This is a genomic window from Clostridium sp. TW13 (assembly GCF_024345225.1).
GTDB lineage: Bacteria > Bacillota > Clostridia > Clostridiales > Clostridiaceae > Inconstantimicrobium > Inconstantimicrobium mannanitabidum.
On sequence record NZ_BROD01000001.1, the window covers coordinates 2,305,163 to 2,329,134 of the forward strand.

At 29.6% G+C, this 23,972-nt stretch carries 28 protein-coding genes, 1 pseudogene, 2 riboswitches and 1 other annotated feature; of the genes and pseudogenes, 4 read left to right on the forward strand and 25 right to left on the reverse strand.

What is annotated here, in order from left to right; all coding sequences use genetic code 11:
* Nucleotides 1-21 precede the first annotated feature (21 nt).
* Nucleotides 22-171, reverse strand: a riboswitch (FMN riboswitch).
* 11 nt (nt 172-182) lie between these two features.
* From OCU47_RS11285 to OCU47_RS11295, 3 genes are all read right to left on the reverse strand, one after another.
* Nucleotides 183-584: a pyridoxamine 5'-phosphate oxidase family protein gene (locus OCU47_RS11285; protein WP_261830622.1), complete on the reverse strand. Its 402-nt coding sequence runs from the start codon at nt 582-584 to the stop codon at nt 183-185.
* A gap of 288 nt (nt 585-872) precedes the next feature.
* Nucleotides 873-1,784 (reverse strand): SIR2 family NAD-dependent protein deacylase, encoded by a 912-nt coding sequence (locus OCU47_RS11290; protein WP_261828701.1) that lies wholly within the window; start codon nt 1,782-1,784, stop codon nt 873-875.
* On the reverse strand, nt 1,735-2,220 hold the full coding sequence (locus tag OCU47_RS11295; protein WP_376778060.1) for a macro domain-containing protein: 486 nt from the start codon (nt 2,218-2,220) through the stop codon (nt 1,735-1,737). Before OCU47_RS11295 ends, OCU47_RS11290 begins: the two co-directional genes overlap by 50 nt.
* Here OCU47_RS11295 and OCU47_RS11300 point away from each other — a divergent pair.
* Nucleotides 2,177-2,407: pseudogene (locus tag OCU47_RS11300) on the forward strand (winged helix-turn-helix transcriptional regulator); the annotation flags it as partial. The gene OCU47_RS11295 and the pseudogene OCU47_RS11300 sit on opposite strands and share 44 nt — an antisense overlap.
* Nucleotides 2,408-2,499: 92 nt before the next feature.
* On the opposite strand, the gene OCU47_RS11305 reads toward OCU47_RS11300, so the two are convergent.
* The 3 genes from OCU47_RS11305 to OCU47_RS11315 all read right to left on the reverse strand — a co-directional run bounded on the left by OCU47_RS11305 (nt 2,500) and on the right by OCU47_RS11315 (nt 4,293).
* A complete protein-coding gene (locus OCU47_RS11305) occupies nt 2,500-2,985 on the reverse strand; it encodes a dUTP diphosphatase (RefSeq protein WP_261828702.1) in 486 nt (161 codons plus the stop codon).
* Between the two features lie 266 nt (nt 2,986-3,251).
* Entirely contained in the window at nt 3,252-3,929 is a 678-nt protein-coding gene (locus OCU47_RS11310; RefSeq protein ID WP_261828703.1) for an MSCRAMM family protein, read from the reverse strand.
* A gap of 91 nt (nt 3,930-4,020) precedes the next feature.
* Nucleotides 4,021-4,293 carry a hypothetical protein gene (locus OCU47_RS11315; protein WP_261828704.1) on the reverse strand — a complete coding sequence of 91 codons (273 nt, stop codon included), beginning with the start codon at nt 4,291-4,293 and terminating at the stop codon, nt 4,021-4,023.
* 182 nt (nt 4,294-4,475) lie between these two features.
* On the opposite strand from OCU47_RS11315, the gene OCU47_RS11320 reads away from it, so the two are divergent.
* Complete coding sequence (locus OCU47_RS11320; protein ID WP_261828705.1) at nt 4,476-5,213, forward strand: polysaccharide deacetylase family protein; 738 nt, start codon at nt 4,476-4,478, stop codon at nt 5,211-5,213.
* A gap of 120 nt (nt 5,214-5,333) precedes the next feature.
* Here the strand turns inward: OCU47_RS11320 and OCU47_RS11325 are convergent, their stop codons facing one another.
* Entirely contained in the window at nt 5,334-5,912 is a 579-nt protein-coding gene (locus OCU47_RS11325; RefSeq protein WP_261828706.1) for an N-acetylmuramoyl-L-alanine amidase, read from the reverse strand.
* 186 nt (nt 5,913-6,098) lie between these two features.
* On the opposite strand from OCU47_RS11325, the gene OCU47_RS11330 reads away from it, so the two are divergent.
* On the forward strand, nt 6,099-6,401 hold the full coding sequence (locus OCU47_RS11330) for a hypothetical protein (protein WP_261828707.1): 303 nt from the start codon (nt 6,099-6,101) through the stop codon (nt 6,399-6,401).
* A gap of 59 nt (nt 6,402-6,460) precedes the next feature.
* On the opposite strand, the gene OCU47_RS11335 is transcribed toward OCU47_RS11330, so the two are convergent.
* The 12 genes from OCU47_RS11335 to OCU47_RS11390 all read right to left on the reverse strand — a co-directional run bounded on the left by OCU47_RS11335 (nt 6,461) and on the right by OCU47_RS11390 (nt 15,851).
* Nucleotides 6,461-6,997 (reverse strand): tryptophan transporter, encoded by a 537-nt coding sequence (locus OCU47_RS11335; RefSeq protein ID WP_261828708.1) that lies wholly within the window; start codon nt 6,995-6,997, stop codon nt 6,461-6,463.
* A gap of 148 nt (nt 6,998-7,145) precedes the next feature.
* Nucleotides 7,146-7,377 (reverse strand) — a binding site (T-box leader).
* Between the two features lie 102 nt (nt 7,378-7,479).
* A complete protein-coding gene (locus tag OCU47_RS11340; protein ID WP_261828709.1) occupies nt 7,480-8,847 on the reverse strand; it encodes an MATE family efflux transporter in 1,368 nt (455 codons plus the stop codon).
* A 502-nt stretch (nt 8,848-9,349) separates the two neighbouring features.
* Complete coding sequence (locus OCU47_RS11345) at nt 9,350-11,218, reverse strand: putative bifunctional diguanylate cyclase/phosphodiesterase (protein WP_261828710.1); 1,869 nt, start codon at nt 11,216-11,218, stop codon at nt 9,350-9,352.
* Nucleotides 11,219-11,440: 222 nt separating this feature from the next.
* Nucleotides 11,441-11,635, reverse strand: coding sequence for a DUF4250 domain-containing protein (locus OCU47_RS11350; protein WP_261828711.1), 195 nt, complete (start codon nt 11,633-11,635; stop codon nt 11,441-11,443).
* Between the two features lie 37 nt (nt 11,636-11,672).
* Nucleotides 11,673-12,278 (reverse strand): hypothetical protein, encoded by a 606-nt coding sequence (locus tag OCU47_RS11355; protein ID WP_261828712.1) that lies wholly within the window; start codon nt 12,276-12,278, stop codon nt 11,673-11,675.
* A 77-nt stretch (nt 12,279-12,355) separates the two neighbouring features.
* Nucleotides 12,356-12,541: a hypothetical protein gene (locus OCU47_RS11360; protein ID WP_261828713.1), complete on the reverse strand. Its 186-nt coding sequence runs from the start codon at nt 12,539-12,541 to the stop codon at nt 12,356-12,358.
* Between the two features lie 192 nt (nt 12,542-12,733).
* Nucleotides 12,734-13,123, reverse strand: a complete 390-nt coding sequence (locus tag OCU47_RS11365; protein ID WP_261828714.1) for a double-CXXCG motif protein — start codon at nt 13,121-13,123, stop codon at nt 12,734-12,736.
* Nucleotides 13,124-13,153: 30 nt separating this feature from the next.
* Complete coding sequence (locus tag OCU47_RS11370) at nt 13,154-13,333, reverse strand: hypothetical protein (protein WP_261828715.1); 180 nt, start codon at nt 13,331-13,333, stop codon at nt 13,154-13,156.
* A gap of 10 nt (nt 13,334-13,343) precedes the next feature.
* The gene (locus OCU47_RS11375; RefSeq protein WP_261828716.1) at nt 13,344-13,661 is read right to left on the reverse strand and encodes a hypothetical protein; all 318 of its coding nucleotides are present in this window, start codon (nt 13,659-13,661) and stop codon (nt 13,344-13,346) included.
* A gap of 663 nt (nt 13,662-14,324) precedes the next feature.
* A complete protein-coding gene (locus OCU47_RS11380) occupies nt 14,325-14,768 on the reverse strand; it encodes a hypothetical protein (RefSeq protein WP_261828717.1) in 444 nt (147 codons plus the stop codon).
* 37 nt (nt 14,769-14,805) lie between these two features.
* Nucleotides 14,806-15,081, reverse strand: a complete 276-nt coding sequence (locus OCU47_RS11385; RefSeq protein ID WP_261828718.1) for a basic helix-loop-helix domain-containing protein — start codon at nt 15,079-15,081, stop codon at nt 14,806-14,808.
* A 281-nt stretch (nt 15,082-15,362) separates the two neighbouring features.
* The gene (locus OCU47_RS11390; protein WP_261828719.1) at nt 15,363-15,851 is read right to left on the reverse strand and encodes a hypothetical protein; all 489 of its coding nucleotides are present in this window, start codon (nt 15,849-15,851) and stop codon (nt 15,363-15,365) included.
* Nucleotides 15,852-16,287: 436 nt separating this feature from the next.
* Here OCU47_RS11390 and OCU47_RS11395 point away from each other — a divergent pair, with 436 nt between their 5' ends.
* Nucleotides 16,288-16,998 carry a glycerophosphodiester phosphodiesterase gene (locus OCU47_RS11395; protein WP_261830623.1) on the forward strand — a complete coding sequence of 237 codons (711 nt, stop codon included), beginning with the start codon at nt 16,288-16,290 and terminating at the stop codon, nt 16,996-16,998.
* Between the two features lie 212 nt (nt 16,999-17,210).
* Here OCU47_RS11395 and OCU47_RS11400 read toward each other — a convergent pair whose 3' ends face one another.
* The 6 genes from OCU47_RS11400 to OCU47_RS11425 form a co-directional block, all read right to left on the reverse strand.
* A complete protein-coding gene (locus OCU47_RS11400) occupies nt 17,211-18,137 on the reverse strand; it encodes an ABC transporter permease (protein ID WP_261828720.1) in 927 nt (308 codons plus the stop codon).
* Nucleotides 18,137-19,195 (reverse strand): ABC transporter permease, encoded by a 1,059-nt coding sequence (locus tag OCU47_RS11405; RefSeq protein ID WP_261828721.1) that lies wholly within the window; start codon nt 19,193-19,195, stop codon nt 18,137-18,139. The genes OCU47_RS11400 and OCU47_RS11405 overlap by 1 nt, the downstream gene beginning before the upstream one ends.
* Nucleotides 19,188-20,717 carry an ABC transporter ATP-binding protein gene (locus OCU47_RS11410; protein WP_261828722.1) on the reverse strand — a complete coding sequence of 510 codons (1,530 nt, stop codon included), beginning with the start codon at nt 20,715-20,717 and terminating at the stop codon, nt 19,188-19,190. Before OCU47_RS11410 ends, OCU47_RS11405 begins: the two co-directional genes overlap by 8 nt.
* A 30-nt stretch (nt 20,718-20,747) precedes the next feature.
* Nucleotides 20,748-21,857 carry a BMP family ABC transporter substrate-binding protein gene (locus OCU47_RS11415; protein ID WP_261828723.1) on the reverse strand — a complete coding sequence of 370 codons (1,110 nt, stop codon included), beginning with the start codon at nt 21,855-21,857 and terminating at the stop codon, nt 20,748-20,750.
* A gap of 34 nt (nt 21,858-21,891) precedes the next feature.
* Entirely contained in the window at nt 21,892-22,464 is a 573-nt protein-coding gene (locus OCU47_RS11420; protein WP_261828724.1) for a xanthine phosphoribosyltransferase, read from the reverse strand.
* 169 nt (nt 22,465-22,633) lie between these two features.
* Nucleotides 22,634-22,735, reverse strand: a riboswitch (purine riboswitch).
* Between the two features lie 290 nt (nt 22,736-23,025).
* Nucleotides 23,026-23,889 (reverse strand): tRNA 2-thiocytidine biosynthesis TtcA family protein, encoded by an 864-nt coding sequence (locus tag OCU47_RS11425; RefSeq protein WP_261828725.1) that lies wholly within the window; start codon nt 23,887-23,889, stop codon nt 23,026-23,028.
* Nucleotides 23,890-23,972 lie beyond the last annotated feature (83 nt).

The following is a 23,972-nucleotide window of genomic DNA, read 5'->3' on the forward strand; positions in this document are numbered from 1 at the left end:
ATTATTTTCATGCTGAAACGTAACCATCTTCTTTCATCCGGACTATCCCGTCGGTTTTGGATTTACACCAAATCAACCAATACTTAGGCTCGTGGACTAATCACCACCGGTCAGGAATTCTTGCTTAGTTGAGATCTCCTCAATAAGAGTCACCTTGCCCTGAAGATTGTATGTTATTTATATTATAAACTATATTCCTTTGGTGGGTTACCAGAGAAATCTGCTATTACTGCTTTTGCATTTTCTAAATAGAATACTTCAAAAATTGGGTTTGAAGCTTCATTATATTGTCCCTTTACTATAGGATTTGCCATACATGCTTCTTTAACAGCCATGTTATTTTCAAATACAGCTTTTCCACTTAATCTGATCCAAGCGTATTCTGGACTTGAAACTGATACTTCTATTTCAGGCTTTGCTTGCATGTCTTTGTAAACATCCTTAGTATTATTTGTACAAAACCATAACCTTCCTTCTTGTTCTAAACAGAACATAAATGGACGGCATTTTGCTTTTCCATCACGGCCTACTGTTGCTAAATATTGAACTGGATTTGCTTGTAAAAATTCTATTACTTCTTTCATTTTGTTATCTCCTTTATTTCCAAAAACATTTTTTATAATTTCTTTAAAACTCATTCTCTAAGCTCCTTATTGTACGAAGTGGCCACTTCCTATGTTTTTATTATAAAGGGATGAATTAATACTGTGAAGTACGCACTTTAAAGTGGTATAAGCACCTTAAAGAATCATAGTTTCCAATAGGATACTATGGAAATGCAATATTATATAACAAAAAGAAGCTTGTCTTTAAGCAACAAGCTTCTCAGTCTTATAATAAATTAGTATAGCTTTCTTCATAAAAGCTATCTCCTATTCTATTTCTATATTTTCACATGAATAATTAAGTATATCACTTAATGCCTTACCTATGTCCGCTGATATGCCTACTGCTTTCCCCTCAATTTCCATAGGTATTTCTGCATTACTCATATTAATCCTTATTAAATTACTTTGAGGAAAGTTATATGTTATATTCTCAAAAGGATATCTTATAATTCCAGGTGTATTATATCCTACTCCTAATTCTAATAGCACAAGTTTTTTAACTTTAGCTTCATTAACAAACTTTTCATACTTAGATGCATTAATAAAATGTGGCTTTTGCACAAAAGTATTATCTACACGAAGATTAGGGACTAAAAATTCACCACATTTCGGACATCTTGGAATGTCTTCTTCCTTAATTTTTAAAGAATCTCCCATATTATTAATCATTTTATCTATCATTTCTTTATTATCATAAACATCTTGGTTACAAGGCTTTGAACATTGAAATAATCCATAATTTCCTTGTGGTGCAAAAATCTTTTCATTTTTGAATCCTGCTTTTTCAAATTGCCCATCTACATTAGTCGAACAAATAAAGGACTCTTTATCTTTTAGCAGCTCAAATAATATTTCGTAAGGTTTAGTGACAGGCATATTGTAACGAATATTTTGAATATGTCTTGCCCAATATCCCCAATATGAAAGTACATTTTTCTCAGTTAGTTCCCAAAACACTGATTGTATTTCAAGAATACTCTTAAGTCCCATTTCATAATATTTAGGAAACCATCTTTTTGCTAGTTCTTCATTTGCATAATTTATACCTCCAGACGCTGAAAGTCCTGATCCAGCTCCAATCACTATACAATCAGCATTATTAATCAGTTCTATAGCATCTCCAATATTATCCCAATAAGTTTTTGTAAATTTCAAGGTCTTCTTCTTTGAAAACATTTATAACAACCCTCTCTATTTTTTCATTATTATCATCTAGAAAATTATTTACTGTATTTATAGCTATTTCAGCCGCCTTTTCTTTTGGAAAACAGAACTCCCCTGTGGATATACAGCAAAATGCAATTGATTTTATATTATTTTCCACAGCTATTTGTAAACACGATCTGTAACAAGATTCAAGCTTAATGCAATCTTCATCTTTTAACTTTCCACTTATAATTGGTCCTACTGTATGAATAACATATTTACAGGAAAGATTATAAGCATTAGTAACTTTAGCACCTCCTGTTGGTTCTAAAAATCCTTGCTTATTCATTAATTCATTGCATTCATTTCGCAACTCTATTCCTGCTGCAGAATGAATTGCATTATCTATGCATCCATGACATGGAACAAAGCGTTTTGGTGAACTAAAAAAATCTGTAGGTTCTATAACTCAAAAAGTTCTTACTCAAAATTTAAGAGAGATGGAGGAAAGTGGACTAGTCATCCGTAAAGTTTATGCCGAAGTGCCTCCAAGAGTTGATTATACATTAACCAAACTTGGATATAGTTTAAAACCTATACTTGATTCTATGGTTGAATGGGGAACTCATTATAAAAACAATGTTTCCATATAGATAAAAAATAAAAAAATATGCCTAACTATTTTTTACAACTAGTTAGGCATATATATCGTACTTATACTATATATATTTTTTACTTTAATTTACTACTTTACTCCTGTGCTGCCAAATCCACCACGATCAACATTTCCAAAGGATTCTACCTCTTCAAATTCAATGTCAGGCATAACTTCCATTATTCTGAATTGACCTATCTTGTCGCCTTTTCTTATCCATGTTCCTTCTTCTTTTTGGTCTAAGGACCTATTCTGAGGTTCAGCCAAAGCCTCCTCATGTTTACCTTGCAAACAATATATTGGCATGTGCCATTGATCGTTATCTCCTATATATGTATCATCAACAACCCCAACTGAATTTGTTTGAATTATTCCCCAAGTTTTAAATGTTGAACTTCTAGGAGCTAAATGAGCTTCCCAACCTTGAGGTAGCTCTAAAGCAAATCCTAGAGGAATCATTTCTCTTTCCCCAACTTTAACAAACACATCTTTGTTGGCATATACATCAATCCAATTTCCTTTTTGGATCTTTTTCAACTTAGTTGCACCTTCAAAATACTTAACTCTAATTTTCATTCTTACACTTCTCCATTTCTCTCCATCTTAATTCTCCATAATTTCAACTTTTATGAACAATATTTCTTCAATCGTATATATAAGTTCTAAATAACCTTCTGTATCAATAACTATACAGTATGCTCAAATATATAGTTTATTTATTGGAACATATATATTATAACTAATTTTTAAATTATTGCTATGCTAAAAAGGAGTCATACACAAAATAATAACAAATTCATCGTAACCTTCATCATTATTCTGCAGCAACTCCAATGTAATGATCATATTTGTTTTATGCTGTTTACTACAACCACATTTACTTTTTTATTGTCCTTATCTAAAACAACTAGTTGGCTTTTAATATAACACGGGGTTGTAAAATAGCACTTATTTATTTTTTGTACTATTACATATTTCCCAAAGGGTATTCTTTGAAATTCTGCTACTCCCTTTTCATTCGTTACCTTACACCCAGCTTCTTTAAGCTCACAACATTCTAATCTAAATAACTCTACTTCTAATCCTTCTATGGGTTCTCTTAGGCACTTTCCTAATATAGAGTGAACTTTAATTGTTCCTAACTCATTATATATACACTTATTGCTTTCAGTATGTTCATCTTTACATTCTTGATGAACTCTAGTATTTATAATTTCTATATTATGCCATAGATTGTCTGAATTTATTTCAAACTCATTCCATGGTATATATTTAGGTTTAATCTGTTGTTTATTTACAACCTCTACCACCCTATAGTAACCATAATCTAACCCTTTAAAAACTAGTTGTCCATTACAATCTGTCTGCTGTGAAGCTACAAGCTCAGGTTTGCAGCCAGTTAATTTATATAAGTTTATCTTTACACTAAAAGGTATAGTTCTATTATCTTCAGTAATACATACTGAAATTATGAGACTACCTTTTTCACAATTCATATCATAAAAATCTTCTACTTTCACAGAACTGCCTCCTTTTTCTATGTCTCCTTTACATTTTATGAAAGAAAAGAAAAAGTTGTGACTATTCTAAAAGTAAATATTCTATTATAAATTAATCTAAATCTTTATACTCTACATCTACTACCTTTTTATTTGAATATTTGTCTTCATCTGATTCATATCTATTATTGGTATCTCCATAACTAAAACTGTCACTTTCTTGTTTCTTATTGCTGATTGGCCTCTTGATAAACTTGCTATAAATATATCCAACTAATATTAATATAAGTATTATTGGTAAAAGTACTTGAATTAACTTAAGAACTACAGCAATTATAAAAAATATTACTAAAAATACTGTTGCAATCTTTAAAAACTTATTCATAAAATACCTCTCTCTTATTTTTAATCATTTTCTAATAATCATTTTTTAATATTATATCATTTTCTGCCGAAAAATATATTAAATATTTCTTATTTTTTTCTTATTAATAAATTATTTATATAATAAATTCTTTACTTTTGGATATTCTAATATATTGATAACTTATGTTAGGAGTGACGGAAATGAAAAAAACTTTATTTATTATTTTTACATGTGTATTTTTTATGTTTTCATCCTTTTCAGTACCAACTCAAGCTATAGAAGGAAAGAAGGATGCCTCTAAAGAGGTAGCTCATGACCAAAAGGTTGTTTACATAACTTTTGATGATGGTCCAGGCGGCAAAGTAACTGAAAGCATGTTAAAAACATTAAAAGAAAACGGAGTACATGCTACCTTCTTTCTAATTGGTAGTCAGATAGAATATCAAAAGGATTTAGTAAAAAAAATTGTTGATGATGGTAATGCTGTAGGACTTCACTCTTACACCCACTTAAGAAAGAATTTGTATGGCAGCAATGCAAACTTTTTAAAAGAAATGGTAGACTGCCAAAATATAATCTACGATACCACAGGAGTTAAAACAAATATCTTAAGGTTTCCATTTGGCTGCAATAACTCCTTCTATAAATTAAATAATGATATGATTGATAAAATTCATAATTCAGGTCTTAAAGTTTTTGAATGGAATGTAGATTCTACTGATGGTATGTATCCTTCAATGCCCGCAAGCAAAATTGCTAAGCGTGCTCAAAGCAAAAAGGATACAGCAGTGGTTCTTATGCATTCAGGTTTTGTAAACAAAAACTCAGCTGAAGCACTACCTATAGTAATTAAATACTACAAAGATAATGGATATACTTTTAAAACATTGAATGAGGATACTCAAGAACTTTATAGAATTATAAAGAAAAAAAGATAGTTATATTCCTAAAATCTACACATATAATGTGTAATAAGCAAATAGTAATTTAGTACTTACCTTACTATTTACTTATTATGTTGTTAATTTATATGCTAATCCATCCTGAAATACAGTATTTTAGGATGGATTAACTTTGCATTTTGTTACGGCTTGTATTATTGCATCTGCTATTTGAGAAACATCCTGTTTTTGAGGATCGTCTTGCAAATTTTCCATAGTACATTCAATTAAAATGCTCGGCATTCTTGTATATTTTAAGATATACAATTCTTCAAACTTTACATTCTTATTATAATAACCAAGTTTAGAAATTTCGGAGCATATTTGTTGTGCAAAATTTTCTGCTCTACCACCTAATTTTCCAACCCAACACTCAATAACCCTTCCTTTACCACAGTTGAAGTGAATAGATAGATGAAGAACTGAATTGCTTAAGTTAATATTTGAAACTCTGTAACGTAAGGACTCCCCTCCTGTATTAAAAGTTTTATCCCAAGGTGTACAATCTTTGATTATATATCCCAATTTACTTAACTTTTCAGTTAGTTCGTAACAAACTGCTTTTGCATATTTTTCTTCACTTTTATTTTGTTCATCACTCACATCTTCACATGTACTTTGCCCCACATCTAAGCTAATAATTGAATGTTTTGAAACATACATACTCCTCACCTCTTTTAACATTGCATACTTCATAATATGCTACACCTTCATATATGTCCTCTATTAATCTCCATATTATACAAATCATTTACTAAATAATTTGTATATTGATACAAATTATTTATTTTTTCAAATTTTAGCTTAAGTATCTATTCAATTAATTCAAATACTGTGATATATTTAAATAAATTGATAATTTATTTTTGGGAGGGTTTAAAGATGAAGGTTAGATGTATAAATAACACATTATGTGAAAATCTTACTATTGGTAGAGAATACTCTGTTGTTGAAGAAGGAGATAAATATTACGTTATAGTAGATAATCTACAAGATGAAATAACAACAAAAAAAGAAAGATTTGTTGTAGTTGAAGATGGGGACTTAGCAAAAAAAGCTAAGGCTACAATTACTGAACTTACTTACCAAGTAGATAATGATTTCAAAGATATCAGTGATTTTAAGATTAGAAAGAATAGTAAAGGTGAAATCAAAGAAATTCTTATAAAATTAAAATATGAATAATTCAAATTAACTAAAAAAGAGAACTGTTGATTCAGTTCTCTTTTTTAGTTCTTATCGTTTTATCTCAAAGTTTTAACTTTGCTTTTCTCCATAAGCACTCTGCTTAAAGAAATATCTATAGCCTTGTATAGAATTATTCCTGCTACTAAATTTATCGCTATAGCTGGTATAACTACTGTAGTAAATAATAAAGTAAAGCTTGCTGGCAATCCAACTAAAATACTTGCTGATTCCAAAAATATACTTCCGCTTATTAAAGTTCCAATAACCATCACAATACCTATAGCCAAGTTTTTATTCATTCTAGGCTTTAATAACAATACCAAAAAGAAAATAATATTTGCTGTTACAACTTTATCAATTAGATTAGGTACTTGTCCAAGTGGAAACTTTGTAGTAAGTGCTGTAAATACTCCTGTAATTATTCCAGATGCAAGAGTAGTTTTATAATCCCCAAAGTTTATAAAAATAATAATAAATAGCATAGTTAGTGAAAAATCAGGTTGCATTGGCAATCCTAGTGCTGGTGTTACTGCATGAAGAATTGCTCCTATTGCTAATAATAAAGAATTTATAACGATTTTTTTTGTACTCATAATATATTCCTCCTAAATTTTGCTTTAATTTTTTTAATTTGAATAAGTTATAATATTTAGTTTTTCTTGCTATAAAAGCAGTTCATCTCATGGATAACACCTCCTTAATATTTTTCATTATAAAATAAAAACTCCGTCCTATATATAAATATAGGACGGAGATAAAATCCGCGGTACCACCTAACTTGCATTAAAATGCCTCTTTTTCAGATACTAACATATCCTATTTGTTATAACGTACAAACCACGTTCAAGCTACTCATAACTTTTCGCCTTCATTCTCAGAGGCCCATTCACTAAAACTCCTGTGCTACCATCTCACCATCGGTAACTCTCTTGAACATTATATCTTAGATACTTCTCCTCATCATCGATTAATTTATATTCTCTTGTTATACTTAAACACATTATATTATGATTTTTTGTACAAGTCAATAACTTTTATAAGTAAATTTGAAATTTTCAAAATATTCCACAAAACTTTAAACAGCTTCCTCTTTGCTCACAACATTCTTTTTGTATATAAAGAAATATAACATAACAATTATTACAATTCCCTTGAAAATACTGCTAATACTTATACTCCACCATACTCCATCTAAAGCCAAAGAAGTTCTATAAGCTAAAAATAGTGCCAAAGGAATTCTTAAACCTGTAAGTATTATTGACATAACAGAAGGGTAAATTGTTTTTCCCAAGCCATTAAATACCCCTGCTGTGGTAATTTCAATACACATAAATAATTGAGAAAAGCCCAGTATCCTTAAATATGATTTTCCGATAGCTACTGTTTGAGGTTCTTTGCTGAATAAAGAAAATATAGCCTCTCCACCAAAGATTAATAGTAAGGTTGCAAAAATACCTATGGCTACGGCGAGAGCTATTGTTATAAAGTATCCCTTATATATTCTTTTCCCTTTTCTAGCTCCATAGTTTTGTCCAACAAATGCCCCTAAAGCAGTAGCTAGTCCACCAGTACTCAACCAAGAAATAGCTTCAATTTGAGAACCTACTTTTTGAGCTGCTATGGCACCATAGCCCCATGGAGAAATTATTCTTCCAATTATCATGGAAAAACAAGAAAAAAGTCCATTCTGCATCGCTACTGGCAAGCCAATCTTAAAAATATTTTTCAAAATGGGTTTATTAAATTTACCTCTTACATTTATTTTGAAGTATGATTCACTTCTTTTACTCAAGGCATATAGAAATAATATTGTAACTAAAAATTGAGCACTTACAGTAGCTATTCCAGCACCAATTACGCCTAAGCTCTTAATTGGCCCCACTCCATATATTAATATTGGATCTAACGTAATATTTGTTATTAATCCAATTGTATTGGCTACAAATGGAGTTTTACTGTCTCCAGAGGCATTAAAAATACCTGTGAAGACTGGATTTATAAATAAGGGTATAATTCCAACAGCACTAATTGCTAGGAATATTTCAGCCATTCTTACAACCTCTGTGTCTGCTATCTTAAAAAAATCAATTATAGATGATCTAAAAATAAATAAAATTATTCCATACACTAACCCTAAGATTAATGTCATTTTTACTGCATTATGTATATATGATTTTATATCCGCCTCATTTTTCTTACCAATAGATTGAGCAACTCCCACCTCTGCTCCTGTTTTTGCAATTAAAGCTAATGCATTTCCAAACCAAGTAAAAAACCCAGCTGTTCCAACAGCAGCCACAGCTTTTGTACTATAATTACCAAGCCACAACATATCCGTTAAATTGTATCCCATCTGAATAAAAGATGTACCTATTATGGGAAGAGATAATAAAACTAATTTATTTGCTATCTTGCCTTCCGTTAAATCTATTTTCTTATGCACAAAATCATCCTCCTAATTAATATCTTCTGGTGTAAACTATATATTAAAATTTCATTTTTCATTATTTAAATATATTAAAAAATTTCCTACTAATAGTAATACAGTAATCTTAAATTTCTTTCTAAACTTTATACGTACTTTTTATCCGATAGCTAGCATCCGTAACACTCCAACTTTATATGAAACTCCTCTTCCTAAAGTCAGATGAGTAAGCGATTAACACTAAATCATAGATTTAGGTTTTCTGCTTAAGTTGGAGATAACGGCTACACGCTCCTGGATAAGTTCAACTAAGATTCAGATGGGGATCAACCCCCACCTGAATTAAGTTTCACTTGATACTTCTTGCTGTTAAATTATTATATATAAATATTTAAACAAAAAGAATGACCTCAGCATAAATTTGCACTGAAGCCACTCTACAATTTTGCTTTATGCATCTTAAATTAAATAACAAATCCAAATAGACTAATCTATGAACTTACTTATTCTTTTATGATGCCTATATACTTAAGGAATCCATTAATGCAACAGCCTTTTGAAAACTAATTGGCTTGCTGTAATAATATCCTTGAACAAAATCACACAAAATACTTCTAAGATATTCTACTTGATCCTTTTCTTCTACACCCTCTGCCACTACCTTAATACCTAGATTGTGTGAAAGTTCTATAATCTTTTCCACTATACATCTACTTTTAGTACTTTCTAAAATATCATTAACAAAGCTTCTATCAATTTTTAGCACATCTATAGGTAATCTTGTAAGGTAATTCAAAGATGAATATCCAGTTCCAAAGTCATCTAATACTATGCTAAAGCCTAATTCTTTAAGCTTAACTAAAATCTCTATGTTTTTATCTATTGATTTCATTAATAAACTTTCAGTTATCTCAATCTCAACATATTTTGGAGATACTCCATACATATTAGTTATATTAATAAAGTCATTCACTATTTCACTATCTCTTAATTGGATTTCTGAAAGGTTCAATGCTATGTTAAAATCATCATATCCGTGTTGTATAAGTTCGTAACATTTCTTAACTGTTTCTTCTATAACGAATCTTCCAATAGGCACAATAAGTCTGCTATATTCTGCAACAGGAATAAATTCTACTGGACTTACCTTTCCAAGTTTTGCACTTTCCCATCTTATTAAGGCTTCAAATCCAATAATTCTTTTCTCAGATAATCCTACTTTAGGTTGAAACTCAACGTATAATTCGTTTCTTTCTAAAGCTTTTGTAAGTTCTTTTTCAATTTCATATTCTCTTTTCATTTCATTATAGATTTCATTATTAAATATTTGATATCTATTCTTTCCAGAGTTCTTAGCTCTATTTAATGCTGCATCGGCATTTCTCAATAGAACCTTATAATCACTTCCATCACTAGGATATAGTGCTAAGCCCATGCTGGCTGTTAATGGCATCATATCATCACTTACGCGCATGTGATTGTCATTAAACATTCTCATTATTCTCTCAGCAAGTTTTTCTACTTCTAATATATTATTAATCTCTGGTAAAAATACTACAAACTCATCTCCGCCAAATCTACTTAATAAATTGCTTTTATTAATTACTTTTTTTAATTCTTTTGCTACATTTTTTAACAGATCGTCCCCATAATCATGTCCAAAAGTATCGTTAATATATTTGAAGTTATCTAAATCGACAAAAATAATTCCAGCAGTTGTATTTTCATTTTGTTGAATATACTCAACAATACATTTTTTCAAATATTTTTTATTATAAAGACTAGTTGCAGTATCATAATAATCCATATATATGATTTTATTTTCTTTTTCTTTTAATTCGCTATTATCGCTTAACACACCAAAAATATTATTCCTATCAGCATCTACACTATGGTTAATATTCAAACTAAATTTTAGCCAAAAAACTTGATTGTTACTCTTTATTCTAAACTCAATTCCAGAATCAATCTTCTCCAATTTTTCTAGACTCATGTATATGCTTCGAAGTTTATCTTTATCTTCTTCAACTACTAAATTCATAAAATTATCAAAACTTATAGTATTATCTTCAACATGATCCACAAAAAATTGAGGAACAGATTCATTAAATCTTATGGTCCTATCTAAACAACTTACTTCTATAGAAAAGCTATTAATTGATGAAAGAAGGAATTCGCTATTCTTTTTATATCTTTCTTCTAAAGAAATTAAACTATCTACTTTTTCAACAGAATCACAAAATTTCACTGGAACATTATTATCTTGATTATTTTTGTTTAATACCTTGCTATTTTTCAACATAATCAAAACTATTGCAAATAAAACTACATTTATCATTATAGAAATCAAAAGTATCGCATCTATGATTCTTAAATTTAATATATCCATAATGTTATTGCTTTTCTTGTCCTTGAGTTTTATCTTTGTTCAATTTATCCTTTATAACTGATGAAACTAATGCAGTAGATGCCAACACTAATAATATCATTTTACCCTTTTTAACTTTCATAATTTTTCTCCTTAACATCCTTGTTATTTGAGGCTTTAATACACGAACCTCTTTTACTATATTACCATATTTATTCGCACAATTAAACAATAAACATCCTATTATTTTAAAATAAATTTATTTTCTTCCTTTAAGTAGATATACCCCTCAGAAGCTAACTTATTCTCAAGATTCTGTTTGTTTAAATCCAAATCTTCACACATATCATCTAAACTAGAATAAAAATCTCTCAACTTCATGTTTACAAGACTAAATAGCATATTAGGATCCATATTAATTATACTTTCATTATCCATTATAAATTCTCCTTTATTAATTATTTTTTAAATATGTTTATTGCAAGATCTCTATTTTTTTTCTCAAACATTCATTTTTTTTATTTAAAACCTCAATAAGTTTAATAATATTTTGATTTTTACTATTTGTATCCTTACTTTTTTTTATTAATTTATATAAGTAACTCTTATTTCGATTCAAAATACATATTTCCTCTTTGTTTTTTGATAAAAGTAAATTTTGTCGTTTTACCTCAGCAGCATTTTGATATAATTCTATTTTTCTTTTTTCCTTTATTCTCTCATCAGCTTCATACTTTGATATTTTTCCGCTATACACATCTTCCATTATGCTCTCACATAATTTGTTTAAAGTATCCTTATCTTTTATTCGCTGCTGCTGTCTATATTCTCTAATCTGAATTATATTTTCATATAACCTATTCTCTTCCTCTAAGGTTTCAATTAATTTTCTTTTATTTTCTTCAGTAATCCCATCACATGATAAGATTCTTCTCACATATCCATATCTGATCTTATCATTAAAACTAGCATATACGCTTTTATCTGAATCAACTTCAGTTCCATACACTAGAGTATAATTAAATATGCTAATAGAAACAAATATAATCAATAACACTATAGGTTTTAAAGCTTTTCTCATAGCCTACCTCCTAAATTATTAAATTATATTTATTATTTCTTTTTATTAAACCATGTATTCTTAATAAGATATATAAACTAGTTCTTTTCCACTACCTTCACAACTAAATCTTTCTTCAATAATTCACTCTTACTAAATCCCTTTTTAAATATTCTCACCTGTTTATAATCTACATTTTGTAGTGAGAAATCAAGAACATCAATTCTATCCCCTACATAAGTTATAGGCTCTTTTTGTCCTTTAATAAAAACTTGCACTTCCATGTATTTTCACTCCTTAACGACACTTTTCATTTTTATTTTAGCATTTTAATGTTAAAATCACTAGACATTAATGTAAAATCATTTTTAAACATTAAATTAAACACATATAAAGCTATTCAAAAGCTCTATATGTGCTTTATATTTAAGATTAATATCAGAGTAAATATAAACATTAAATTTTTTACATTTATATTAATCAAATCTAAAATCCTTAATATTTAAGAAATTAATATTTTTCAAATTACTCTTCTCTACAATTTCCTTTACTCTTTCAGTAACAATAATGGCACCTTTCCAATTTCTAAAATAGAACATATCTGATTTGTCCCATTCAGCTAAGTTTACACTTAAACCATCGACTTCATCTTGTTTTTCATAGTCCTTAGCCCCACATTCATTACACTTTTCAACAATCCTACCATCTTTATGCCTCAAAAAACCGCATCTACCAGTTATATCCATCTCCTTAAGGTCACCAAACGATATATCCAGATTATTACCTTTTGAGTCATACCACCCTTCTACAACTATATTTTTTAAAACAAACCCTGTAACTTCAGCTTCAATTAATAGCTTTTGCATTGCTCCACTTATTATATTGTAATTAGATACTTAGTAGTAGTCTGCAACCTTTTCACCTTTAAAATACACCTTTAAATCAGATAATCTTTTTACAAAAACAGATTCACATTTGGGACATTCCCATACTTCTTTACTACTTTCCAACTTAACTGGTCTTGCAAAATTTGTGTAAGATTTCTGCATTATATAAAACTCAACTTTACTATTCATACTTTACCTCTTAATTATTTTTTAATTGTCTTATAGTCATCGCTTCATGCCATATATCTTTTTCTTCTAACATACTTTTAAAATCCTTTATGGTATCTTTTAAAGCATCCTCAATTGTATTACCATACCCTACAGCACCGAAATGACATCCATCTTCATCCCTTATTTTTAAATTTGTATATCCGCAAAATTTACCATTTTGTTTTTCGTAAATTTTAACTTTAAACTTACCATATGGTGTTTTTATAAATTCCATTATATCAAATTCAGCAACACACTTTTCGATACTTGCAATTCCATCAATTTTTAATTTTTTCCAATCACACATATTTATCCGCCCATCGTTTTCTGAAAGATATAATTGCACCATCAGGAGCAATATCTACATATTCACCTAATTTGGCAAAACTATTTATGATTTTGGGCTTATATTATTTAATGCTGTGACAACTCTATTTTCATTTAACTATTGATTTAACTTTAGGTAATACTCCTTAACCATCTTGTGTAGCCCCATTGTGGCTAAAACTCTTTTTTTAATTTCTAGCCAAAATTAGCCCTTTACCACCATTTTATCATGCCACCTGTTGACTTTCCATATTTATCAAAATGCATTCAATTTTCTGCTTCATTATATCGTACATAACTATAACAAATCCTCTTTTTACACAATTTAGCACCTAAACTTTTGTTTTATCACTCTTGTCATCCTATATTAGTCTTGTCCTGAATTTTTTATTTATGCGGCACATCATCTTTCCCACTCTCAATTTCTTTACACTGAAAAGAGCCACTGCTTCTTCATTAGAAACAATGACTCTTACCATTGTTATAATATATTTAATTTTTCTTTTAGTTATAGCTCACTGCATTATTGAAATTATGCAGTTGAATATTTTTACTCTTTTTATCAAACTTATTAAGCTTTATGACTTGTTATTTTTTTGTCGCCACTACAATAATAATCTTGCAGTCAGTTATTATAATCAAATTAGCAATATTCTTCAAAAGAAAATGATTCTATAATATAATTATTCTTCTTTAATAATGTGATTATCTTTTCCAAATACCAATTTACGTCTGTTATGTTTCCATTATCAATTGTCTTTCTATTAACACTTATAGAAAATGATAATTCTAATTCTGAGTGAATAAGTAATTGCACTCCTACATCTGTTGTATCCCATAACATTAATAATCCAATTATTTCTCTACAAATTTCCTTCTTATTGACTATATTCATTAATTCTTCTACTGATATTTCATTGTACTGCCAATCAAAATCATCATCATCGCCTAATGGTAAATACGAAATTTTGCCATCATCTTGCAATCTCCAGTTATTTGAAATAAATGTATTGATTAATTGTATTACAGATATTTTTTCATTATTTCTTCTTTCTAATTGCACACTAATTGATGCACTTACAGACATAATATCAATCATTCCTAACTTACATATTTTCTTTGTTTTAATCTAATAATTCTGTATATGGTATTCCTTTTTTGGTTAGCCAATCTTTTATTGCTTGTGGGATTGGAGAATTAGAGAATAACTCATATGTTGCTTCACTATCTTTTGCTATTCTTAATCTAGCACCCATAGATGATTTAAATAACTCAAGTTTTTTAGGACTATCAATTATCATATTCCAATAATACCCAGACTTAGCTTCCCACCATCTATTTCCGATACCACCATCAAAATCATGACCTCTTAAACTTTGAGCACTAGCTTCTCCTACCACCTTTGGGCAGACTCTGCCTTATTATCTTTTAGTGGTAGAATTAATTATTTTCAACACTTAGCACCATTTTATCGTAGTAAAAAATAATGAACTAGCTTACTTATTATTCAGCTAGTTCATTTTGTCTTTCTCTAACTGCATCTTTAATATTATACATTTAAATATTGCTCATATTTTATTAGCTTATATATACTATTTAAGTTATTACTTTTATGCAGTTAACTACTATATTTTATTGCATTGAATATTAGAGTATATTTAAATATTTCTTTTCCTTATCTTTAGAATTCTTGAACCATTATAGCTTCATCCTTATATTCATCTAAATCAGTTTTTAGCCATGAACTTTCATTTTCTCTAATCACATGAAATCTCATAGTAACGTAACCTTCACTAAAACTAAGAATTATACAAAACCTATATTGTGGATATTCTGTTTTTAGTTTGTATTTCCATGTATCCATTATAATTTCAGCTAATTGTAAAACTGCAACTTCATCAGAATAATCAACATAATCATTTATTCTTATTTCGTTGCAACTAGCCTCATAGCCTGTTCTATCTCTAAACATAGAAAGAATTCTTTTAAAATTTACATTTTCTACTTTAATTTCATTATTCATATCAATTATAATGCAATCATGTACATCTTTAAAGTTTGGACTCATTATTTTAGATAGATTATCTGTACTTATTTTAATTACTTCTTCTCTTTTAATTTTTGCTTTTTTCAATAAATCTATCATATTTTTATTAGTTCTAATCAACATAATTCACCTGTTTTCTAATTATAAAATTGCTTTTCTTTTTCTCCAGCCTCTTTAACTATAAGGCGTACTTCATTTTTATACTTAATCCCACTATGACAGTCAATATTCCTAAAGTAATCTAGTACTAATTTTTCCGCACTATCTATTACCTGATTTTACTATATATAACTAACAATTAAAATAATTATTTCATACAATACTTACTTTTTAAATCTTCTCTTGTTTTCTATCAAAAATATATTGGCTCAATAAATTTTTTGAACTCTGTGCTATATACCACAAACCAAACTTTAATAATTATTAACCTGTTCGTAACTATATTTTTTCTTTATAAAGTAATATAATGTCAATGGACATGCTTTTAAGGATGCCTAAATTTTATGACTTATAGTAATTTAAATTTATTAGAAATATACTCAATAAATAATAAGGAGTGATTTTTATGACACTAAATATAGCACATCGTGGTTTCTCTGGAAAATATCCTGAAAATACCTTATTAGCCTTTAGAAAAGCAGTAGAAATAAAAGCTGATGGAATAGAGCTTGATGTACAACTAACCAAGGACAATGTTCCTGTAATAATTCATGACGAAATGGTTGATAGAACCACAAACTCTTTTGGATTAGTAAAAAATTTCACTTATAAAGAAATAAAAAGATTAAATGCTGGCGGTAATGAAAGGATTCCTTCCTTAGAAGAATTCTTAGAACTGGCACATGACTCTAATATATTTGTTAACTTAGAGCTTAAGAATAGTATTTTCCCTTATGAAGGTTTAGAGGATATTGTTCTTAATTTATTAGAAAAGTACTCCATTTCAAAGGAGAAACTTATTCTTTCTTCTTTTAATCACAATTCCATGATGAAAATTAAAGAAATGGATTCTTCAATTAAGACAGGCTTATTATATGAATCCTGTTTATATAATCCTTACAATTATTTAAAGACAACAACAGCATCTGCTCTTCACCCATGCTTTGCATCCCTATTGCAAAACATAGATGAAACAAAGGACTTAATTGAAAAAAATGTTGAGATAAATACTTATACTGTTAACGATGTTGTTTATATGAAGGCCCTAATTGACTTAGGAGTAAACGGCATAATAACAAATTATCCTGATAGACTTAAGGAACTGCTATAACTACCTATAATATATATAAGTTCTATGATATATTATTCATTAAAGTTGAAGTTATGAATAAGTGAGATATAAGAGAGGTTAGTAAAAAAGTAGTATTAAGAATTCACTGTAATTGTATATAGCCAATGAAGGATAGCTAAACAGTTTGTAATTAGACATAAAAAATAGAGATGGAACTCATAGAATTTCCATCTCTATTTTTATAAACAAATTTATCTTTCTTCTCTAAAATAAGATTCCCCTAAAGATTTAGGTGGCGAAGAATTCGCTTTCTTATTTGAGGATATAAACAATAAAACTATTATTGTTAGTAAATATGGTGACATATCTAGAAAATACTTAAGATTTTCTGCACCTGGTATTCTGAAGGATAGGATATCTAACGCTCCAAATAAATATGCTACAATAGCAGCTTTTAAAGGATTCCAAGTAGCAAAAATTACTAAGGCAACGGCAATCCATCCTCTTCCTGATGTAATATTTTCTTGCCATACTGGTACATAAACTAGTGAAAGATATGCTCCTGCAAGTCCACACAACGCTCCTCCTGTACAAATATGTACATACTTATATAGAATAACGTTGATGCCTGAAGTTTCTGCTGCATAAGGATTTTCTCCCACAGCCTTTAGATTCATTCCAAAACCTGTCTTGTACATATATATCATGATTATTACTACTAAAATAATGCTAAAGTAAAACAATACATCATGACTAAACAGTATCTTTCCCACAACAGGTATATCCCCTAGTAATGGAATCTTCTTTTCACTAAAGAATTTAGTTATCTTTTCAGGTAGAGGAACTCCAACAACACTTTTTCCAAGCATGCTGGCAAAACCTGATCCGAATATAGCCAAGGTTAATCCGGTTACAACTTGATTTGCTCTCAAGGTAACTGTAATAAATGCATATATAAAGTTTGCTGCAGCTCCTGCAAGAATTGCAGCAAGTGTAGCTAAAATTGGATTTTGAGTTGAACTGGCAACCAAAACTCCAGAAACTGCACCAATTAACATTACACCTTCAACTCCAAGATTTAAGTTTCCAACCTTTTCAGTTAATATTTCTCCAAGGGTTGCTAGTAGTATAGGAGTTCCTGCAACTAAAGCTGCTGCTAAAAATGCTACTATATTCATTATGCATTCTCCTTTCTCTTAAATATCACTCTATAATCTATGAAAAATTGACTTCCTAATACAAAGAATAATATTAGAGCTTGTATAACTAAAGACACAGCATTTGGTATACCAAAAACTATTTGAATGTTATTACCACCACATACTAAACCAGCAAATAAAATAGATACTATAGTCATAGCTACAGGTGATAAATTAGCAAGCCATGCAATTATAATTCCTGTTGAACCAGCATTGGCAGCTAAATCTACATTTAAAGTATGACTTACACCAGCTGCTTGAGTGAAACCTACTATTCCACATATGGCTCCTGATATAAATATAGTCTTTAAAACAGTTTTACTTATCTTAATTCCTGAATACTTAGCTGTATTTTCTCCTTCTCCAATAACCATTGCTTCAAAGCCAGATTTGCTTTTCTTAATATATACTCCATAAATGATTACTAACACTAATACTATAATCCAACCTATATGTACTCCAAATAAACTAGGTAATCTGGCTGCATCTGAAAAACTAGCTATTTTTTGAAAGCCTTGTGCACTCTTATCTCTTAATGGTCCAAATTGAAGGTACATGATAAGTTTTTCTGCTATGTAATTTAGCATTAATGTAACTATAGTTTCATTTGCATTAAACTTAACCTTTGTAATACCTGCTATAAGTCCCCATAAGCCTCCAAATAATGTTGCAACTACAAACATCAATACAAGTACTAAAATCTTATTTAAGCCTGTACAGTTTAAAGCTACTAAGGTTGCACCTAAGCCTCCCATTAGTATTTGTCCATTTCCACCAATGTTCCAAAACTTCATTCTGAAAGCATAAGAAATTCCTATTGCTGCTCCCAATAACGGAATGGCATCTACCAAAGTTCTTTTAATCTTATTTGCTGATCCAAAAGCACCTTGAAATATTTGAACTAATACTTCCAAAGGATTATATCCTAGTGCAATTATGATTATAGAGGAAGTAACCAGTGCCAATATTATAGCTATTATCTTTATAGTAAAGGCATTTACTTTTGTACAATCTTCTCTTTTAACTATATTAACCAACTTCTACTCCCTCTCTCTCCTTAGCATTTACTCCAACCATCATGGCTCCTATATTTTCTTTAGTAATTTCTTCATCCTGTAGAATACCTTCAGATTTTCCTTGATTTAAAACCATAACTCTATCAGAAATCTTAATTAATACATCTAGTTCTTCTCCAATAAACAACACTGCTGACCCATTTTTCTTTGCTTCATCTATTAACTCATATATCTTATGACAAGTATGAATATCAAGTCCTCTTACTGGGTAAGCCATAATTATTACAGATGGGTTTTCACTCAATTCTCTTCCCAAAAGAATCTTTTGAATATTTCCACCTGATAAATTTTTTATTGGATAATCTACACCTTTTGTTTTAACTTCAAGATTCTTAATTATATCATTGGCTACAGAAACATATTTGCTTCTATTTATAAATCTTGTTTTTTCTTTATAAATTCCCCTAAGCATTAAATTTTCTGCTATACCTTTTGTTCCAATAAGACCTTTATTAAGTCTGTCTTCTGGAATATAGGCAACATTTATGTTTTCAGCTATTAACTCTCTTAGATTTTTGCCTGTACATTCTTTACCATTTATAGATATCTTCCCTTTATTAGCTTTGATAATTCCGCATATAGCATCACAAAGTTCTACCTGCCCAGATCCCATAATACCTGCAACACCTAAAACTTCTCCCCTGTGTATATCAAAACTTATATCCTTAAGTATGTTTAAATTTGCTTTTTCATAAGATAAATTTTCTACTTTTAGAGCTACTTCACCTTTTTCAACATCTGTCTTTCTAATTTCAAGGTCTTGCTCATTACCTACCATTAAGGCAGCTAACTTTTTACCATCAGTAGATAGTGTAGGTAGTGTTTCCACTACCTCACCCTTTCTTAGCACTGTAATTTTATCAGAGATTTCTAAAACCTCATCCATCTTATGACTTATAAAAATTACTGAGCAGTTATTTTCTTTTAATCTTCTCATTATTTTAAATAACTTTATTGTCTCATTTTCAGTAAAAACTGTAGTTGGCTCGTCTAGAATTAATAATTTTGCCCCTTTGTACATTACCTTTAATATTTCAAGGTACTGTTTCTCCCCAATAGACATATCTTTAACCCTTTTACTTAAATTAATGTCTAAATCATACTCATTACAAATTGCAAGGATAGCTTTTTCACTTTCTTTGTTGCCTTTTAGAAAACCTCTTTTTTCCCCTAAAACTATGTTTTCTAACGCTGTCATATTATCAACAAGTTTAAAATGTTGAAATACAGTTCCTATGCCACTAGCTTTTGCATCTTTAGGACTTCTAAAGTTAACTGTTTTTCCTTCTACTTCAATTATTCCTTCATCCTTGGTATATATACCTGAAAGAATATTTATAAAAGTACTTTTCCCAGATCCATTCTCCCCTAATAAAGCATGAATCTCACCTTTATTAATTTGTAAACTTATATTATTATTTGCCTTTAATGAACCAAAACTTTTTGTAATGCCTTTTACTGATAAAAAGGGTGTATTATTCATAAGAGCGAGCCTCCTAAACTTTTCTATTTATTAATTCTTTGGAATTGAACCATCTACACCTTCAACGAACCATTTCATATTCCAGATTTCATCATCTTTCATTGTTGTGCCTGCTGGAACCTTAACAGCTCCTGTTTGATCTTTTATAGGTCCTACGAATATCTTATTTTTACCTGATATTATATCTGCCTTTGCTGCATCAACCTTAGCCTGTGCTCCTGCTGGTGCTAAAGATGTTAATGGAGTTATATCAACCATTCCTGTTTCTATTCCACCCCAATATTTTTCTGATTTGAAGTTTCCTGCTTGTATTTCTTTTATTTCTTTAACATAGTATTTACCCCAATCAAAAGTTGTTGAAGTTAATACTGATTTTGGTGCTGATTTAGACATATCTGTATCATATCCTATAGAGAAAACTCCCTTAGATTCTGCTGCTTGTTGTGGTCCTAGAGAATCTTGATGTTGAGCGATTACGTCTGCACCCTTGTCTATTAAAGCTAAAGCTGCATCTTTTTCCTTTGCTGGATCATACCAAGTATTTGTCCAAACAACCTTTACTGTAGCCTTAGGATTAACTGATCTCAATCCAAGAGTAAATGCATTTATTCCTCTTATTACTTCTGGTATTGGGAATGCTCCAACATAACCTACAGTATTGCTCTTTGTCTTCATTCCAGCTACAATTCCTGATAAGTATCTTGCTTGATACATTCTTCCAAAGTATTGAGCCATATTATCATTTAGTTCATATCCTGAACAATGAAGGAATTTTACATCTGGATATTTCTTTGCAGATTCTAAAATACCGTCTTGGAATCCAAAGCTTGTACCGACAATAACATTTGCTCCTTGATCTACAAGATCATCAACCACTTGTTCAACTGCTGCCTTATCTTCTTTTACTGATTCCTTGTATATAGTCTTTACTCCAGTTTCTTTTTCTAGATACTTTCTTCCAGTATCATGCGCTTGAGTATAACCTCCATCATTTACATCCCCTATGTAAACAAATCCAACCTTTACTTCCTTTTTGCTATCATTTTTTGCACTTGTTCCTTCGCTTTTTGAGCTACATCCTGCTAAAAGCATAGATGACATTACTAGTGCCGTTGCAACTAATTTAATAACTTTTTTCATCCTTATTTTCCTCCTTAAATTAACCTTATCTATACTATTTAAAATAAACTTGATTATTATCAAATCTATCTATAATAGCTAGTGATTCAACCTTAACATCTAAACTTTCAATTACTTCTCTTCCTGGCTGGAATCCTTTTTCAATGACTATTCCAACCCCTATTGGATTTGCATTTGCTTGTCTCACTATATCTATAAGACCTTTTGCAGCACATCCATTAGCTAAAAAATCATCTATTATTAATATCTGATCTCCTTCATTTATAAAATCCTTAGAAACTCTGACAAAATAATCTTTGTTTTTTGTAAATGAATGAACATAAGATTGATATACATTGTTTCCAAGCTTTGAATCATCCATCTTCTTTGCAAAAACCACTGGCACATTATCAAAATGTTGAGCCACTATAGTTGCAATACCAATGCCTGATGCTTCTATGGTAAGTATTTTAGTAACCTTTGTATCTGAAAATCTTCTTTTGAATTCTTTACCGAATTCATTAAAAAGAGCCACATCCATTTGGTGATTAAGAAAACTGTCCACCTTTAATATGTTGCCATTTAAAACAACGCCATCTTCTAGGATTCTTTTTTTCAGTAACTCCATATTAAGTAATCCCCCTTTATTAGACTAAATTTATTTCTCGTATAAAAACAAAAAATTCCCAAGAGTTACCTCCTAGGAATATATAAATTACTATAAAGCTATGCACCCTTTAAATCTAATTCTTAATAAAAATATAAGAATCAGGAGTTAAAACGTACTTACGTTAGCTTATAAAATATTATATACTCGTAGTCAGGCGGTTTACGGCACCCTGGTAGAAACATTCGATCCATATTATCGAACATATACGAGAATCTTATTAACTTGTCTACATTGTTTATAGATGTATAATACTTATTAAATTACTTAATTGCAATTTTAAAATACTTAAATTTTGAAACTATTTCTTTCTTTCAAACGTTTACAGCAAACATTTTTGCTTCTTTTCGTGCTTTTTAATTTTAATTGGTTTCAAATTATTACTTTTTCATAAATTTCGACTTATTTTTATTATTTTCTTAACAATATTCTAGTTTAGTAGATACTTTGTTAAAATTTCATTCATATATTTATAAAAGAGTTGAGAGAAACTATAAGCTTCTCCCATCTAAAAAAATTGCATTATTCTTCAAATCTTTCCAAAAAGCTATGCTTTACCTCATCTTTTTCCCAACCTAAAATAGAATCCATACTTACATTTTCTGCTGATTTAAATATTGATTTATCTACATCTGGAAAAGTCTTTTTAAGTTCTGCTATAAGATCCTTTATCTCATATCTCTTGTTTCCTATCTTTTCAGCAGCTATCATACAAGCACAATTAAGTGGCCAAATTCCAGCATTTTGAGTAAACTTTTTGATATAATCCTCTTCAATATAATACATTGGTCTTATTAACTGCATCTTTTGAAAGTTTTTAGACTTAAGCTTTGGCAGCATAGTTTTGAAGTTTCCACCATACAAAACATTAAGCATGGTAGTTTCTATTACGTCATTAAAATGATGTCCTAGTGCAACCTTATTGCAACCAAGCTCCTCTGCTTTACCATATAAAGCTCCTCTTCTCATTCTTGCACACATATAGCAAGGATAGTCCTTAGCTATTCTATCTACCACTTCAAATATATTTGAATCATATATCTGCAGTGGTATATTTAAGTACTTACAGTTATCAATTAGTAATTCCTTTATATTTTCATGGTATCCAGGATCCATACAAATAAATTCAAGTTCAAAATTCATTTGCCCATGCTTCTTCAGTTCTTGAAATAACTTAGCCATTAAAAGGCTATCCTTCCCCCCTGAAATTGCTACAGCAATCCTGTCCCCTTCTTCTACTAATTTATAATCTCTTACGGCTCTAGTAAACTTTGTCCATATATGTTTCCTATATTTTTTAATTATACTTCTCTCTATTTCGTCTAAAGGTTTCCTTTCATTAAAAGGAACCAGTATGTCACAACCTTTTCCTGCTATATCACTCATTGCTTCAATCACCTCAGTATTTTTTATGCTATAGTATAGTTTACGACTTACTGAGGATTTGTGCAATATATTCTGTATTTTTC

What these genes read in the sequence shown, in the direction of transcription:
- OCU47_RS11285 (WP_261830622.1), bottom strand. Translation starts at nt 584, where the DNA reads ATGAAAGAAGTAATAGAATTTTTACAAGCAAATCCAGTTCAATATTTA.
- OCU47_RS11290 (WP_261828701.1), bottom strand. Translation starts at nt 1,784, where the DNA reads ATGTTTTCAAAGAAGAAGACCTTGAAATTTACAAAAACTTATTGGGAT.
- OCU47_RS11305 (WP_261828702.1), bottom strand. Translation starts at nt 2,985, where the DNA reads ATGAAAATTAGAGTTAAGTATTTTGAAGGTGCAACTAAGTTGAAAAAG.
- OCU47_RS11315 (WP_261828704.1), bottom strand. Translation starts at nt 4,293, where the DNA reads ATGAATAAGTTTTTAAAGATTGCAACAGTATTTTTAGTAATATTTTTT.
- OCU47_RS11320 (WP_261828705.1), top strand. Translation starts at nt 4,476, where the DNA reads ATGAAAAAAACTTTATTTATTATTTTTACATGTGTATTTTTTATGTTT.
- OCU47_RS11325 (WP_261828706.1), bottom strand. Translation starts at nt 5,912, where the DNA reads ATGAAGTATGCAATGTTAAAAGAGGTGAGGAGTATGTATGTTTCAAAA.
- OCU47_RS11330 (WP_261828707.1), top strand. Translation starts at nt 6,099, where the DNA reads ATGAAGGTTAGATGTATAAATAACACATTATGTGAAAATCTTACTATT.
- OCU47_RS11335 (WP_261828708.1), bottom strand. Translation starts at nt 6,997, where the DNA reads ATGAGTACAAAAAAAATCGTTATAAATTCTTTATTATTAGCAATAGGA.
- OCU47_RS11345 (WP_261828710.1), bottom strand. Translation starts at nt 11,218, where the DNA reads ATGGATATATTAAATTTAAGAATCATAGATGCGATACTTTTGATTTCT.
- OCU47_RS11350 (WP_261828711.1), bottom strand. Translation starts at nt 11,635, where the DNA reads ATGGATAATGAAAGTATAATTAATATGGATCCTAATATGCTATTTAGT.
- OCU47_RS11355 (WP_261828712.1), bottom strand. Translation starts at nt 12,278, where the DNA reads ATGAGAAAAGCTTTAAAACCTATAGTGTTATTGATTATATTTGTTTCT.
- OCU47_RS11360 (WP_261828713.1), bottom strand. Translation starts at nt 12,541, where the DNA reads ATGGAAGTGCAAGTTTTTATTAAAGGACAAAAAGAGCCTATAACTTAT.
- OCU47_RS11365 (WP_261828714.1), bottom strand. Translation starts at nt 13,123, where the DNA reads ATGCAAAAGCTATTAATTGAAGCTGAAGTTACAGGGTTTGTTTTAAAA.
- OCU47_RS11370 (WP_261828715.1), bottom strand. Translation starts at nt 13,333, where the DNA reads ATGAATAGTAAAGTTGAGTTTTATATAATGCAGAAATCTTACACAAAT.
- OCU47_RS11375 (WP_261828716.1), bottom strand. Translation starts at nt 13,661, where the DNA reads ATGTGTGATTGGAAAAAATTAAAAATTGATGGAATTGCAAGTATCGAA.
- OCU47_RS11380 (WP_261828717.1), bottom strand. Translation starts at nt 14,768, where the DNA reads ATGTCTGTAAGTGCATCAATTAGTGTGCAATTAGAAAGAAGAAATAAT.
- OCU47_RS11390 (WP_261828719.1), bottom strand. Translation starts at nt 15,851, where the DNA reads ATGTTGATTAGAACTAATAAAAATATGATAGATTTATTGAAAAAAGCA.
- OCU47_RS11400 (WP_261828720.1), bottom strand. Translation starts at nt 18,137, where the DNA reads ATGAATATAGTAGCATTTTTAGCAGCAGCTTTAGTTGCAGGAACTCCT.
- OCU47_RS11410 (WP_261828722.1), bottom strand. Translation starts at nt 20,717, where the DNA reads ATGAATAATACACCCTTTTTATCAGTAAAAGGCATTACAAAAAGTTTT.
- OCU47_RS11415 (WP_261828723.1), bottom strand. Translation starts at nt 21,857, where the DNA reads ATGAAAAAAGTTATTAAATTAGTTGCAACGGCACTAGTAATGTCATCT.
- OCU47_RS11420 (WP_261828724.1), bottom strand. Translation starts at nt 22,464, where the DNA reads ATGGAGTTACTGAAAAAAAGAATCCTAGAAGATGGCGTTGTTTTAAAT.
- OCU47_RS11425 (WP_261828725.1), bottom strand. Translation starts at nt 23,889, where the DNA reads ATGAGTGATATAGCAGGAAAAGGTTGTGACATACTGGTTCCTTTTAAT.